This is a genomic window from Bradyrhizobium sp. 190, from assembly GCF_023073415.1.
Classification (GTDB): domain Bacteria; phylum Pseudomonadota; class Alphaproteobacteria; order Rhizobiales; family Xanthobacteraceae; genus Bradyrhizobium.
This window is the reverse complement of sequence record NZ_JADPJL010000077.1, coordinates 42,274-56,400: the sequence shown is the minus strand read 5'-3', so window position 1 is coordinate 56,400 and position 14,127 is coordinate 42,274. Positions and strand designations below refer to the sequence as shown.

The following is a 14,127-nucleotide window of genomic DNA, read 5'->3' as shown; positions in this document are numbered from 1 at the left end:
TAGCGATGCGCGAAAGGCTCAGGTGAGCGAGACCACGGCCAGAAAGTGGATTGGTTCGAGGCGAAGCTTTGATCGCTTGACTTCAGGTATCTTGCTGTAGTGCTGCAGCCAAAGTTCAAGAAAACGGTCGAGGTCGACCAGTTCGATGTGAACGGCGCCATTGCCGGCTTCGCGACGCGCCTCCCTTGAGAAGCCGCCGGAAGAAACAAACAGGCCAATTTCCCGATCGCCACGGATGATGCCTCGAAGTGCTGCGACATCTTCACGCGAAGCTGTCTGGTCTCGATGCTTCACCTGAACCCGGATATGCGGCGTCTGCGCGCCCAGCGGATCGATATAGGCAAGGATGTCCGTCCCTCCATCCGAGCCTGGTTTTGAGACCGTGCTTGTGGCGTATCCCATCCCTTCAAGCAGCGCCGCTACGAGGTTCTGAAATTCGTAGCCCGAGAGGGTGTCGAGATAGGTGTCGATTTCCTCGCGGGCCTTTTCCTTGGCATCTTCGAACAGAACCGAAGTGTCGAGTGGCGGCGTTTCGTCGACAGCGTTTGCAGTTCCAGCGCCAGTCTTTACCTTCTGATGGCTCCAACGCCATTCGCGGTAGCGGGATCGCATCAGCCGCTTGAGTTCGTAATCCGGCAGGGTCACAAACTTCTGGCCCTCGTCCGTCACCCGCCACCGTCCGTCTGACTTGACGAGCAATACAGCTTTCGTCGCTGCGACAGAGTGGAAATGCAGGGTGGCTCGCCACCGCGGCAGCCCCGAGCCCTTCATCGTCTCCTTGTCGAAATCATCCAGGGGCAGCTTTGATTGGATCTCTGCGTAGATGTCGCGTGGGCGCATGCCGTCCGGGTGAGCCCTTAGAAGTCCAAGCACGAATTTTATGAATGAAACGCCACGATCAACCGTCTTAGGTTGGCTCATTGCGACCCCTTAAGATGCTCATTTGTGCAAGCTACTTAAGGTTGCTCATCGTCGCAATAGGTTCGCGTTGCTGGCGTGAGCAACAGACCAATTTCAATTAGTCCGCGAACTCGTCGCGCCGGTAGCCCTGCGTATATAGCAACGCGGTGAGATCGCCGTAGTCGATCCGCGCGGCGGCAGCGGCGGCGACCGCGGGCTTGGCGTGATAGGCGACGCCGAGCCCCGCCGCCTGGATCATGCCGAGGTCGTTGGCGCCGTCGCCGGTCACCAGCGTGTCGATTTCGTCGAGGTCGAAGGATTCGCGAAGCTCGATGAGTGTTGCGAGCTTGGCGGCGCGGCCCAGGATTGGTTCAGCGACTTCGCCGGTGAATTTGCCGTCGCGCACAACGAGTTCGTTGGCGCGGTTCTCCTGGAAGCCGATCTTGGCGGCGACCGCATTGGTGAACAGCGTGAAGCCGCCCGAGATCAGGCAGGTGTAAGCGCCGCTCGCGCGCATGGTGGAAACCAGCTCGCGGCCTCCCGGCGTCGGCGTGATGCGTTTTGCCAGCACCTCGTCGACCACGCCGACCGGCAGGTCCTTCAGCAGCGCAACGCGCTCGCGCAGCGCCGGCTCGAATTCGATTTCGCCGCGCATGGCCCGTTCGGTGATTCCGGCGACATGCGCCTTTAGCCCGACGAAATCCGCCAGCTCGTCGATGCATTCCTGGCCGATCATGGTGGAATCCATGTCCGCCAGAAAAAGCTTCTTGCGCCTGAAGGCGACAGGCTGCACGACGATGTCGATCGGCAGGTCGCCGCGCGCCTGTTGCAGGCGGGTTTCGATCGCCTTGATGTCATCAGGGCTCTTGACCTGATGGTCGAAGGGAATGTCGACTGCGACCTCGTCGAACAGCCATTGCGCCGTGCCGGGCGAGGGGAGAACGGCCAGCGCGCCGTCGACAATGGTGGTGTCGAGCGCGGGATTGGCCGGGTTGCAGATCAGGGTGGCGACGAGGGACATGCAGGCGAATTCGCTTAGTTTGAGCAAGGCCGTGCTTATCGCAGGGCCGACCGCCAGCGGCAAGTCGGCGCTGGCGCTCGAATTGGCGCAAAAGACCGGCGGCGTCGTCGTCAACACCGATTCCATGCAGGTCTATCGCGATCTCCGCATCATCACGGCGCGGCCGACGGTGGAGGAGGAGGCCCGCGCGCCGCACCGGCTCTATGGCCATGTCGACGCGTCGGTCAACTTTTCGGCCGGCGCCTGGGTGGCGGACGCTGCCAAGGTGCTGTCGGAGGCGCGTGCGGAAAAGCGCGTGGCCGTCTTCATCGGCGGTTCCGGCCTGTACTTCAAGGCGTTGACGCGTGGTCTCTCCGCAGTGCCGCCGATTCCAGCCGAGGTGCGCGATGCGGTGCGTGCGCGGCTGGAGCGCGACGGTGTCGAAGCGCTGCATACTGAGCTGGCGCGGCGCGATCCCGTCTCGGCCGAACGCCTGAAGCCGCGCGATCGCACGCGGATTGCCCGCGCGCTGGAGGTCGTCGAAGCCACCGGCCGTACGCTGCCCGACTGGCACCAGGAAGGCCTGCCGCCGCTGCTGCCTCGGAGCGAATTCACCGCGCTGTTCCTCGCGCCCGAACGCGACCAGCTTTATGCGCGGATCGATGCGCGGTTCGACGCGATGCTGGCCGCGGGCGCGCTGGAGGAGGTCGCGGCGCTCGCCGCGCGAAAGCTAGATCCCTTGCTGCCGGCCATGAAGGCCCATGGCGTACCGGCGTTGATCCGCTACCTACGCGGCGAGATCACGCGCGAAGAGGCCGCCGAAATCGGCCGCGCCGATACCCGCCATTACGCCAAGCGGCAATTCACCTGGTTCCGGCACCAGCTGCCGGAGTTTGAGTGGGTAGCCCCGGAAGCGGCGAGGGGGTGGGTGGCGGCGCGGACCTCGTAGCCCGGATGGAGTGCAGCGCAATCCGGGATTCTCTCCGCGGCTCCCGGCCCCCCGGGTTGCGCTTCGCTCCACCCGGGCTACGGGCTACCGGCTACGAGCCTCCCCGCATGGCTGCAGGCTTAAAATTCCCACTCGCCGAACGCCCGGAACGCCGCTAAGCTGCAAAAATCGCGCTAAAGGCGTCCTTCCCTTGACTTCCGGGGATCGGGCGGTATAACCGCGCAACCTTTGGGAAGTCCGAGCCGCCAAATGCGTAACATTATTACCAAACTCCTTATCGTAGTCGTACCCAGGCGCACCGCCGGGGGTGGCTGAGGCCATCCCAAATTCAGGCGGTGTGCATGGGGCCTCTCGGGCCCTTTTTTTATTCCCTGAAGCATGATCCGGAAAAGTGGGAACCGGTTTTCCGAAAAGATCATGCTCAAACAAGAAGATAGAGCGAGATGAAGTTTCGAAGAAACGTCATCTCGCTCTAGCACTCGAAACCGAAGAAAGCCGCGCCAGCAGCGCATCCGGAGCAAGCCATGACCGACAAGAGCCACGATCCGAACCAGATGACCGGCGCCGCGATGATCGTGCGCGCGCTCATCGATCATGGCGTCCAGCACCTCTTCGGCTATCCCGGCGGCGCGGTGCTTCCGATCTATGACGAGATTTTCCAGCAGAGCGACGTCGAGCACATTCTGGTGCGGCACGAGCAGGGCGCCGGCCATGCCGCCGAAGGCTATGCGCGCTCGACCGGCAAACCCGGCGTGGTGCTGGTGACGTCAGGTCCCGGCGCCACCAACATGGTGACGCCGCTGACGGACGCGCTGATGGATTCGATTCCCGTGGTCTGCATCACCGGACAGGTGCCGACGCATCTGATCGGCAATGACGCGTTCCAGGAATGCGACACCGTCGGCATCACACGTCCCTGCACCAAGCACAACTGGCTCGTGCGCGACGTCGAAGACCTGGCCAAGGTGCTGCACGAGGCGTTCTATGTCGCGACGTCAGGCCGTCCCGGTCCGGTCGTGGTCGATGTCCCTAAGGACGTGCAGTTCGCTGTCGGCACCTATCATCCGCCGCGCAAGTCCGACGTGCATGTCTCCTACACGCCGCGGGTCAAGGGCGATGCCGCGCAGATCCGCAAGGCGGTGGCGCTATTGGCGTCCGCCAAGCGGCCGGTGATCTATTCCGGCGGCGGCGTCATCAATTCCGGACCCGAGGCGTCGAAGCTCCTGCGCGAGTTGGTCGACGTCACCGGATTCCCGATCACCTCGACGCTGATGGGCCTCGGCGCCTATCCTGCGACCGGCAAGAACTGGCTGGGCATGCTCGGCATGCACGGCACCTACGAGTCCAACATGGCGATGCATGATTGCGACGTCATGCTGTGCGTCGGCGCGCGCTTCGACGACCGCATCACCGGCCGCACCGACGCGTTCTCGCCGGGCTCGAAGAAGATCCACATCGACATCGATCCGTCCTCGATCAACAAGAACATCCGCGTCGACGTGCCGATCATCGGCGATGCCGCCAACGTGCTGGGCGACCTCCTGCAGGTGTTCACGGCCGAAGCGAAGAAGCCTGACATCAAGAGCTGGTGGCAGGAGATTGCCACCTGGCGGGCGCGCAATTCGCTCGCCTACAAGAAGAGCAACGACGTCATCCTGCCGCAATACGCCATCCAGAAGCTGTTCGAGGCGACGCGCGGCCATGACACCTACATCACGACCGAAGTCGGGCAGCACCAGATGTGGGCGGCGCAGTTCTTCGGGTTCGAGGAGCCGCACCGCTGGATGACGTCGGGCGGTCTCGGCACCATGGGCTACGGCCTGCCGGCAGCGCTTGGCGTGCAGGTCGCGCATCGCGACAGCCTCGTGATCGATATCGCGGGCGACGCCTCGGTGCAGATGACGATGCAGGAGATGTCGACGGCCGTTCAGTATGAATTGCCGATCAAGATCTTCATCCTGAACAACCAGTACATGGGCATGGTGCGGCAGTGGCAGCAGCTCCTGCACGGCAACCGGCTGTCGCATTCCTACTCCGAAGCGCTGCCGGATTTTGTCAAGCTCGCGGATGCGTTCGGCTGCGTCGGTTTGCAGGCGATCAAGCCCGGCGATCTCGACGGCGCGCTCAAGGAGATGATCAAGGTCAAGCGCCCGGTGCTGTTCGATTGCCGCGTCGCCGCACTGGAAAACTGCTTCCCGATGATTCCGTCCGGCAAGGCGCATAACGAAATGCTGCTGCCGGTGGAAGCCACCGACGAAGCCACCGCCGCCGCCTTCGCCGGCGGCAAGGCGCTGGTGTGAGGTGAAGCATTCAAATGTTTGACCTCACGGACCTCGAACGCGCGCACGAAATCGTCGGCCAGGCCGTGCCGCCGACACCGGCGCATGCCTGGCCGCTGCTTAGCGAGCGGCTCGGCGCTGATGTTGTGGTCAAGCATGAGAACCACACGCCGATCGGCGCCTTCAAGGTGCGCGGCGGGCTGGTTTATCTCGACCGGCTGAAGCGGGAGCGGGCGAACACACCCGGAATCATTTCCGCCACGCGCGGCAATCACGGGCAGAGTCTTGCGTTCGCCGCCGGCCGTCATGGCGTTCGCGCGGTGATCTATGTCCCGAAAGGAAATTCGGTCGAGAAGAACCGCGCCATGTGCGCGTTCGGCGCCGAGTTGGTCGAACATGGCGAGGACTTTCAGGCGGCAGCCGAAGAAGCCGCGCGCCGCGCCCAGTTCGATGGTCTTCATATGGTGCCGTCGTTCCATCCCGACCTCGTGCTCGGCGTCGCGACCTATGCGCTCGAATTGCTGCGCGCGGCGCCGGACCTCGACGTGCTCTATGTGCCGATTGGGCAGGGCTCAGGCATCTGCGGCTGCATCATGGCGCGCGATCTGCTTGGACTGAAGACAGAGATCGTCGGCGTGCAGTCGACCGAAGCGCCATCCTACGCGCTGTCGTTTGCGGCCGGCACGGTCGTGACTACCGAGACCAGCAACACGCTGGCCGACGGCATGGCCACCCGCGTTCCCGTTGCCGAGGCGCTCGCGGTTATCCGCAAGGGCGCCTCGCGCATCGTGCAAGTTACCGACGACGAGGTCGCTGCGGCGGTGCGCGCCTACTGGACCGATACGCACAATCTTGCCGAAGGCGCAGGCGCCGCTGCGCTCGCCGCCGCGCTGCAGGAGAAGGCAAAGCTCGCCGGCAAGCGCGGCGGCCTGATCCTGAGCGGCGGTAATATCGATTTCGATCTGTTCCGCAAATGGGTCGGGACGGATGCTACCGCCGTTGGTGAAAGGGCATTGGCGTGATGTCACGAATGCCAGCCAAGTATTTTGCCGTCATCGTCCGGCTTGACCGGACGATCCAGTACGCCGCGGCCTGTCCGTTGATCTCAGGCGCCGGCGATTACTGGATGCCCGCCTTCGCGGGCATGACAACTGAGAATGTTGAGGGGACTTGAAATGAACCAGCCCGCATCCGCCTACTTCCTGGAAGACCGCCACGATCCCAACGAGACGCACACGCTCTCAGTCCTGGTGCAGAACGAGCCGGGCGTGCTCGCGCGCGTGATCGGGCTGTTCTCCGGCCGCGGCTACAACATCGAGAGCCTTACGGTCTCTGAAACCGAAAGCCAGAAACATCTCTCGCGCATCACCATCGTCACCACGGGCACGCCGATGGTGATCGAGCAGATCAAGCACCAGCTCGATCGCATGGTGCCGATCTATCGCGTCGTCGACATGACGATCACCGGCCGCTCCATCGAGCGGGAACTCGCCATGGTGAAGGTGCGCGGTGGCGGCGACCACCGCGTCGAGGCGCTGCGGCTGGCGGATGCGTTCCGCGCCCGCGTGATCGACGCCACCACCGAGAGTTTTGTGTTCGAGATCACAGGCAATTCTTCCAAAATCAGTCAATTCATCGATCTGATGCGCCCGCTCGGCCTTGTCGAAGTGTCGCGCACCGGCGTTGCCGCGATCGGGCGCGGGCCTGAGGGGATGTGAAACATGCTGGCGCGGGACTGGTATTACAATCAAAGGCGACAGCTCGGGCTCGATTCCGCGGTCGCCTCGATCTACGACCGGCATGACGACAGCGACCTCCGCGCCCGCGCGGCGCTGACCATGCTCGGCGTGCAGAAGGGCTGGCGGCTGGCCGATATCGGCTGCGGCAACGGCGTGCTGGCCTGCGAGGCCGCGCTGTTGGGCGCCGAAGTCGATGCGATCGACATTTCGCCTGCGATGCTGGCGCTTGCCAACATCCAGGCCCGCGACCGCAAGGTGGCGATCCGTACCCAGCCGGCCGGCATGCTGAGCTTTGCCTACCAGCCGAATTCGTATGACCTGATCGTCAGCGAATTCACGCTGCATCATTTGCCGGATTTCTGGAAGGCGGTGGCGCTGGCAAGAATCTACGCGGCGCTGAAGCCCGGCGCCAATTTCTACCTGCGCGACATCGTGTTCGTCAGCATGCCCGACGGCACCGAGCGCGATGTCGAGCAGTGGGCCGATTTCACCATCAAGAACCACGATTTCCAGCGCGAGGGCGTGGTCACCCATATGCGCGACGAATACTCGACCTTCGGCTGGGTGATCGAGCGCATGCTGACCGATGTCGGCTTCACGCTGGAATCGGTCGACTATCACGCGCCCCTCCACGGCACCTATCTCCTGCGCAAGCCAAAGCCGGACCAACAGAGCTAAGAAAACCAACAGAGCCAAGAACCAACAGAGCCAAAAAATGAAACCGGCCGATGTCTGCATCGCCGTCCTGGTAGCGGTGATCTGGGGGCTTGCCTTTGTCGCGAGCCGGATCGCGCTGAACGAGTTTTCGCCGGAACTGATGACGACGCTGCGCTTTGCCATCGCCGCCTTGCCTTGCCTGTTCGTGGCGCGGCCGAAGGTTTCATGGACGGTGCTGGCCTCGATCAGCTTCACGCTGTTCCTCGGCCAGTTTCTGGCGCAAGCCTTTGCCATCGCCTACGGCGTTCCCGTCGGCCTTTCCAGCGTGATCGTGCAGAGCCAGGCGCTGTTCACCATCGGCTTTGCCGCGCTGCTGTTCCGCGAGCGGCCGGGTGCGTGGCAGACGGTGGGCATCGGCGTTGCCACGGTCGGCCTGCTGATGATCTGCGGTACCGTCGGTTACGATTTCAGCGTCAGTGCCTTCGCCATACTGATGATCTCGCCGCTCAGCTTCGCGGCCGGCAATCTTCTGCTGCGGCGTGCGCAGGGCGTGCCGATGTTCGACCTGTTCGCGTGGCTGTGCCTGGTCGCCGCGGTCCCGTTGTTGGCGCTGACGCTGGTCAGCAACGGCCCGCAGCCGACCTGGCATGCGCTGACCCATATGTCGCAGACCGGCCTGTTGTGCATGATCGGTCTCGGCGGCGTCTCCACCAGCATCGCCTACTGGCTGTGGGGAAGGCTGCTGCGGGACTACCCGGCGGCGCAGGTGGTGCCGTTCGCGCTGCTGGTGCCGTTCGTCGGTTCCGCCGCCTCCAGCGTGGTGTTCGGCGAAACCTTTGGACTGCTGCGGCTGGCCGGGATGGTCACCGTGGTGGGCGGCATTGCTATCATGCTGCTGTCGAAGCGGCCCAAGGCTTCAGAAGATTCGGCCTTAGAAAAACAAGTTCTGCCAAAGATCGCGTGAGGCCCCATGTCGCATTCGCTCCTGATCGCCTTCGTCATGTTCGCCACGGTGATGTTTTTCACGCCGGGGCCGAACAACATCATGCTGCTGTCGTCGGGGCTCACCTACGGCTTCCGCCCAACCATCCCCCACATCATGGGCATTACGGTCGGCTTCGCCTTCATGGTCGGCGCGGTTGGCCTCGGGCTCGGGACCATCTTCATCGCCTATCCGATTTTGCAGACCATCCTGAAATATGCCGGCGTGGCCTATCTGGTCTATCTGGCGTGGGCGATCGCGATCTCCGAGCCGCCCTCGGCGGAGCAGGACAAAGCCCGCGGCCGCCCGATGACGTTCTGGGGCGCGGCCATGTTCCAGTGGGTCAACGCCAAGGGCTGGGTCATGGTGATCGGCACCATCACCGCCTATGCGGCGATCGCCGCCTATCCCTGGAACATCGTGATCCAGGTCGGGCTGAGCCTGCTCCTGGGCATCCTGTCCTGCACCGCCTGGGCCCTGTTCGGCACCGCGCTGCGGCCGGTCCTGACCTCCCGGCGGGCGGTGCGGGCCTTCAACATCGTCATGGCGGTCTTGCTGCTGGCCTCGCTCTATCCGGTCTTCATGGACGCATGATGCCGCACCGGGCCATGCATAAACGGGTTTCCCAGAAAGCGGAAAATGCTCTAGACAACGCCGGAAATTCACGGGCGACCGGCGGTCACATCCACCCAAATGCCTGATTAACCGGCCGATTTGGCCATCGATTAAGGAAACGACCATGCGTGTTTATTACGATCGCGACGCCGACCTGAACCTGATCAAGGGCAAGAAGGTTGTCATCGTCGGCTATGGCAGCCAGGGCCATGCCCATGCGCTGAACCTGAAGGATTCCGGCGTCAAGGAAGTCGCCATTGCGCTGCGCAAGGGCTCGGCCTCGGCCAAGAAGGCGGAAACCGCCGGCTTCAAGGTGATGGAAGTCGCCGAAGCCGCCAAATGGGCCGACCTCGTCATGATGCTCACCCCGGACGAACTGCAGGGCGACATCTACCGCGAGCACCTGCACGACAACATGAAGAAGGGCGCAGCGCTCGTGTTCGCGCACGGCCTCAACGTCCATTTCAACCTGCTCGACCCGCGCGCCGACCTCGACGTGCTGATGATCGCCCCGAAGGGCCCCGGCCACACCGTCCGCTCGGAATACCAGCGCGGCGGCGGCGTGCCCTGCCTGATCGCGATCGCCAAGGACGTTTCCGGCAATGCCCACGACCTCGGCCTCAGCTATGCCTCGGCGATCGGCGGCGGCCGCGCCGGCATCATCGAGACCTCGTTCAAGGAAGAGTGCGAGACCGACCTGTTCGGCGAGCAGGTGGTGCTTTGCGGCGGCCTGGTCGAGCTGATCAAGGGCGGCTTCGAGACGCTGGTGGAAGCCGGCTACGCCCCCGAGATGGCCTATTTCGAGTGCCTGCACGAGGTGAAGCTGATCGTCGACCTGATCTATGAAGGCGGCATCGCCAACATGAACTACTCGATCTCCAACACCGCCGAATACGGCGAGTACGTCACTGGTCCGCGCATCGTTACCGACGAGACCAAGAAGGAGATGAAGCGGGTTCTCAACGACATCCAGTCCGGCAAGTTCGCCCGCGACTGGATGCTGGAGAACAAGGTCAACCAGACCTCGTTCAAGGCGACCCGCGCCAAGCTCGCCGCCCATCCGATCGAGGAAGTCGGCGAGAAGCTCCGCGATATGATGCCGTGGATCAAGAAGGGCGCGCTGGTCGACAAGACCAAGAACTGAGGCTGGCTCGATCGCCGTAGGGTGGGCAAAGCGCAGCGTGCCCACCATTCAGGTGCCTCGGTGCATAGAATGGTGGGCACGGCGCAAGAGCGCCTTTGCCCACCCTACAATTCCTGCAGCGCGTCCGGGACACGAGAGAGTCCAAGCGCAGGTTCGGCGTTACCGACATACCAATAATTAAGCCCTCGACGCTACGTTCCGGCGAGATCGCGAATGCGGTCTCGCCGCTTCTTCGAAGAATTGACGGCTCAACTATATTCTTGAACGTGGCGCGCAGAGTGCGCCGCCCGAGCCAAAACGAAGAACTGACGCTTCATGCACATTCTTGGTGCGAAGCAATTCAACAGCTACATCAGCGACGGAAAAGTCAGCGTTTACCGAGTCAAAGCGCGATTGCTTAATCTGCATCCCCGTGCGTGAAACGGATGTCGCCGGTCGAACAGCGCGACCGGGTATCCGTTTCCCCATGCAGTGAGGCGAGGTCGACCCCGTCGAAGACGTCGGTGGGCCGGCTACTTCTCGATCCTGTTGTGCAACTGCCAGAAGCGCACGGTGCGCTGGGCCGTCTCCAGCGACAGTTTCCGGTAATCGCGCTCTGCGATCTCCAGCGTCTGCTCGTTGACCGAAGGCATTACCGGCCGGTTGCGCAGGATCGACTCGACGGTCGGCCAGTTCAGGCGAGCCGACCGGCACGGAATGAGGAGGAGGTCGGCGCGGGGGCCTTCCATCAGCCGGGCCACCATTTCGATTGGCATCTCATTGAGAACCGCGATCGCAACCGTGACCTCGTCGAACTTTTTCGATTCGGCGAAACTATAGACCGCCGCGTCGTCCAGCTCGTTCAGCCCCTTCATCAGCTTCACGTACTCCTCGGCGACGCCGAAGCTCCGCCCCGGAGGCGGCGCCTCGCGGGCGATTATGTTCAAGACCTTCTTGATCTCTTCCTGAAGCGCGGGCGGCGCGATGGCCAGCAGGCGGGCGCGGACCGCGTCCTTGGCGCGGCGCAGCAGATCGCGCATGCAATTTTCCGGCAAATCGCCGCGAAGGCCGAGAATCTCGACCAGTTCGTCGTCGGCGAAGGCGCGGGCGACGATGTTGGAATAGCCTCCCTCGGAGAACTGCGCGCCGGCATTGTTGGCCAGTTTGCGGATCACCTGGTTTTCGCCGCGATCGACGATGACGTCGGTCACCGCCGCGGGCAAATTGGGCCGGCCGGAAATGGCGAGCAGGTGATCCTGCCCCTTGCTGCTGGCGATCTCGACCAGCACGTCGGTCCCGAGCCGGCTGGAATTTGCAAGCACGCTGCCGGCAACCTCGATCTCGTCGTCCCAGGCCAAATGCTGAATCACCTCGAACGGCGCGTAGTCGAGCGGCGCCAGCCGTTTGGAGAGCTCGGCTTTGGCCCGCGTTTCGACACGTGCGATCAGGAGGCAGAGCACGTCGTCGAAGACCTTGACCTGGTCGTCGCTGAGGCGTTCTCCGTCGTTGAGAAAGAGGTCGGTAACCTGCCGCAGGGTTTCCACCCGGCGGGCAGATGAACCGCCTCTGACCGCGTCTTCCAATTCGGCAATGATCGAGTGCGCTGGCTGTTGCACCATTGTGGGCAGCCTATCTGGTTGTTGAAGGGTTGGTGCACAATGACGAGCCGAGCCTTACGCCGCGTTAAAGGCGCGATCCGGCAGAAATACAGACCGACCGCACCTGAAATGGGCAATCCATTGGCCACGGCCGTCGCGAGCGCTCAGGCGTCGAAGCAGGCCGCGCATTGCAAACGTCGTGTTCCGAATTATTTACCAACGCGATCGGGGGGCGAACGCAGCGATTTCACGCGATAAATCGCCGATGTCGCGCCGGATCTGATATGCGGCACCGCTTCCGGTCGTCCGGCCCGGCTGCTATCCTCTCCAAATCGTTCCCGGGAAAAATCGAATAGCAACTTGCCGAACAAGACGCCGTCAAGGCTGCCGCACCCGCGGAGGAAGCTCACGAAGCCGGGGCTTAAGCATTCCTTCACGACGAACTTCATTAAACCTCTTACAAGGGCTTAGGTCATGAGATCTGTTGTGATCACCGGCGCGTCCACCGGCATCGGCTGGGCCAGCGCGAAACTGCTGCTCGATCGCGGCTTCCGCGTGTTCGGCAGCGTGCGCAAGCAGGCCGACGCCGACCGTCTCAAGGGCGAGTTCGGAGCAAACTTCACACCGTTGATCTTCGACGTCACCGATGAGGCTGCCGTGCTGGCCGCCGCGCGCGAGGTGCGCAATGCCCTCAACGGCGAAACGCTCGCCGGTCTCGTCAACAATGCCGGCATTGCGGTCGCAGGCCCGGTGCTCGAACTCGCCGCCGACGAATTCCGCCGCCAGATGGACGTCAATTTCATTGGGCCCATCATTGCGACCCAGGCGTTCGGGCCGCTGCTCGGCTCCGATCCGGCCCTGAAGGGACCGAAGGGACGGATCGTGATGATCTCCTCGGTCGCGGGCAAGAATGGCAATCCGTTGACCTCGGCCTATTCGGCGTCGAAGCACGCAATCGAGGGGTTGTCGGATAGCCTCCGTCGCGAACTGATGCTGTTCGGGATCGACGTCATCGTGGTGGCGCCGGGCGCGGTGAAGACCCCGATCTGGAGCAAGGCCGAGCAGGTCGATATTTCCGTCTACAAGAACTCGCCATATTTCCCGGCGCTGGAAAAGCTCCGTGCCTTCATGCTGGCGCTTGGCGCCAGCGGATTGCCGGCCGAGACGATTGCCGAGAAGGTGTTCGGGGCATTGACGCTGCCGAACCCCAAGGCGCGCTACATGATCGCGCCGGACCCGATGAACCAGTTCATGGCAGCGGTGTTGCCCAAGCGCACCCTCGACCGGATCATCGCCAAGCGCCTTGGGCTGATGCCGCAGGGATGATTCCGACCGTGATGACGCGCATTGGTAAGACCCACGCCGAGTTGACCCTGCTCGCCAACGCGGCGCTTCGCGCTCAACCCGGGTGCGAAACCGCGTCCGTTCCCGCGCTGTCGGCATTGCCCGTCCGCGAGGGGCGAAACTGGGAAATCCCCAACGTCGTGCTCGGCGACAGCCTGATCAGCGATGTCGATCGGGCTGTCATCACGGTGCACCATCAGCTCGGCCGAAAGTTCTTCTTGCTGGCGGACAACTAGATCAACCGGCCTGAACGGTCCGCTTGGCCCGCGGCGCCATCGCGATCATCCGCAGCGCGAACACCGCCACCAGCGGGATCAGGAACAGCGCGTAAAGCGGCATGTCGGGAATCCGCTTGCCGAACGACACCATGAACTGGAACAGCAGGTAGTAGCCGCCGGCGAGATGCAGCCGGCGCCAGGCGCGTGCGCCGATCGCTGTGGCGGTGCGGTCGAACGAGGTGGCGGTCATGGCCATGATGAAGGCGTAGCCGATGCCGCCGAAGATGTAGGACGCGATCGAGGTCGCCGCCGCATACCCTGCGGGATCCATCACGGCGAAAGCCAGGATGGCGACTGCGTGGATGGCGTGCGAGGCCGCAAAGCTGACGCCGAGATAGCGGCGGTTGCGGCGCAGCCATCGGGTCCCCGCGTTGGGCCACAGCCGCGCAAGCGCGGCACCTGCGAAGGCGAGGCAGAACAACACCAGCGAGGTTCGCGCGGTGAAGCGGATCACCATGCGCACGCCGTCGACCTCGAAGCCCCGCATGCCGGCGATCCAGATGCTGAGGGCAAGCAGGGTCAGCGAGAGCAGCGCGAACAGCCGCCAGCCATCGAACCAGTTTTGACGTGCCGGCATGTTCGTCCCCCAAGGATTTGTGACGCGGATGCATAATGTAATCACCAGTTACATATCCGGTGCGGGTCAAGTCAATCCGTGTAATC

General features: G+C 63.1%; 15 protein-coding genes. 10 read left to right on the top strand and 5 right to left on the bottom strand.

Annotated elements, in window-relative coordinates; all coding sequences use genetic code 11:
* Positions 1 to 18: 18 nt before the first annotated feature.
* Together IVB22_RS38085 and serB are read right to left on the bottom strand one after the other, a co-directional pair.
* Positions 19 to 921 carry a restriction endonuclease gene (locus tag IVB22_RS38085; protein ID WP_247522275.1) on the bottom strand — a complete coding sequence of 301 codons (903 nt, stop codon included), beginning with the start codon at positions 919 to 921 and terminating at the stop codon, positions 19 to 21.
* 97 nt (positions 922 to 1,018) lie between these two features.
* Positions 1,019 to 1,921, bottom strand: coding sequence for a phosphoserine phosphatase SerB (gene serB / locus IVB22_RS38080; protein ID WP_247522274.1), 903 nt, complete (start codon positions 1,919 to 1,921; stop codon positions 1,019 to 1,021).
* Here serB and miaA point away from each other — a divergent pair.
* From miaA to ilvC, 8 genes are all read left to right on the top strand, one after another.
* The gene (gene miaA / locus IVB22_RS38075; protein WP_247522273.1) at positions 1,920 to 2,849 is read left to right on the top strand and encodes a tRNA (adenosine(37)-N6)-dimethylallyltransferase MiaA; all 930 of its coding nucleotides are present in this window, start codon (positions 1,920 to 1,922) and stop codon (positions 2,847 to 2,849) included. The two genes, serB and miaA, sit on opposite strands and share 2 nt — an antisense overlap.
* 524 nt (positions 2,850 to 3,373) lie before the next feature.
* Positions 3,374 to 5,149, top strand: coding sequence for an acetolactate synthase 3 large subunit (locus IVB22_RS38070; RefSeq protein WP_247522272.1), 1,776 nt, complete (start codon positions 3,374 to 3,376; stop codon positions 5,147 to 5,149).
* Positions 5,150 to 5,163: 14 nt separating this feature from the next.
* Positions 5,164 to 6,150, top strand: a complete 987-nt coding sequence (locus IVB22_RS38065; RefSeq protein WP_247522271.1) for a threonine dehydratase — start codon at positions 5,164 to 5,166, stop codon at positions 6,148 to 6,150.
* A 153-nt stretch (positions 6,151 to 6,303) separates the two neighbouring features.
* A complete protein-coding gene (gene ilvN / locus IVB22_RS38060) occupies positions 6,304 to 6,846 on the top strand; it encodes an acetolactate synthase small subunit (protein ID WP_247522270.1) in 543 nt (180 codons plus the stop codon).
* 3 nt (positions 6,847 to 6,849) lie between these two features.
* Positions 6,850 to 7,545, top strand: a complete 696-nt coding sequence (locus IVB22_RS38055) for a class I SAM-dependent methyltransferase (RefSeq protein ID WP_247522269.1) — start codon at positions 6,850 to 6,852, stop codon at positions 7,543 to 7,545.
* A gap of 37 nt (positions 7,546 to 7,582) precedes the next feature.
* Positions 7,583 to 8,488 (top strand): EamA family transporter, encoded by a 906-nt coding sequence (locus IVB22_RS38050; protein WP_247522268.1) that lies wholly within the window; start codon positions 7,583 to 7,585, stop codon positions 8,486 to 8,488.
* Between the two features lie 6 nt (positions 8,489 to 8,494).
* The gene (locus IVB22_RS38045) at positions 8,495 to 9,100 is read left to right on the top strand and encodes a LysE family translocator (RefSeq protein WP_247522267.1); all 606 of its coding nucleotides are present in this window, start codon (positions 8,495 to 8,497) and stop codon (positions 9,098 to 9,100) included.
* A gap of 145 nt (positions 9,101 to 9,245) precedes the next feature.
* Positions 9,246 to 10,265 (top strand): ketol-acid reductoisomerase, encoded by a 1,020-nt coding sequence (gene ilvC / locus IVB22_RS38040; RefSeq protein ID WP_247522266.1) that lies wholly within the window; start codon positions 9,246 to 9,248, stop codon positions 10,263 to 10,265.
* 512 nt (positions 10,266 to 10,777) lie between these two features.
* Here ilvC and IVB22_RS38035 read toward each other — a convergent pair.
* Together IVB22_RS38035 and IVB22_RS38030 are read right to left on the bottom strand one after the other, a co-directional pair.
* The gene (locus tag IVB22_RS38035) at positions 10,778 to 11,863 is read right to left on the bottom strand and encodes a DUF2336 domain-containing protein (protein WP_247522265.1); all 1,086 of its coding nucleotides are present in this window, start codon (positions 11,861 to 11,863) and stop codon (positions 10,778 to 10,780) included.
* Between the two features lie 188 nt (positions 11,864 to 12,051).
* Positions 12,052 to 12,291, bottom strand: a complete 240-nt coding sequence (locus IVB22_RS38030; RefSeq protein ID WP_247522264.1) for a hypothetical protein — start codon at positions 12,289 to 12,291, stop codon at positions 12,052 to 12,054.
* Between the two features lie 25 nt (positions 12,292 to 12,316).
* On the opposite strand from IVB22_RS38030, the gene IVB22_RS38025 reads away from it, so the two are divergent.
* Both IVB22_RS38025 and IVB22_RS38020 read left to right on the top strand, forming a co-directional pair.
* On the top strand, positions 12,317 to 13,168 hold the full coding sequence (locus tag IVB22_RS38025; protein ID WP_247522263.1) for an SDR family oxidoreductase: 852 nt from the start codon (positions 12,317 to 12,319) through the stop codon (positions 13,166 to 13,168).
* 11 nt (positions 13,169 to 13,179) lie between these two features.
* The gene (locus IVB22_RS38020) at positions 13,180 to 13,422 is read left to right on the top strand and encodes a hypothetical protein (RefSeq protein ID WP_247522373.1); all 243 of its coding nucleotides are present in this window, start codon (positions 13,180 to 13,182) and stop codon (positions 13,420 to 13,422) included.
* 1 nt (position 13,423) lies between these two features.
* On the opposite strand, the gene IVB22_RS38015 is transcribed toward IVB22_RS38020, so the two are convergent.
* On the bottom strand, positions 13,424 to 14,041 hold the full coding sequence (locus tag IVB22_RS38015; protein WP_247522262.1) for a hypothetical protein: 618 nt from the start codon (positions 14,039 to 14,041) through the stop codon (positions 13,424 to 13,426).
* Positions 14,042 to 14,127 lie beyond the last annotated feature (86 nt).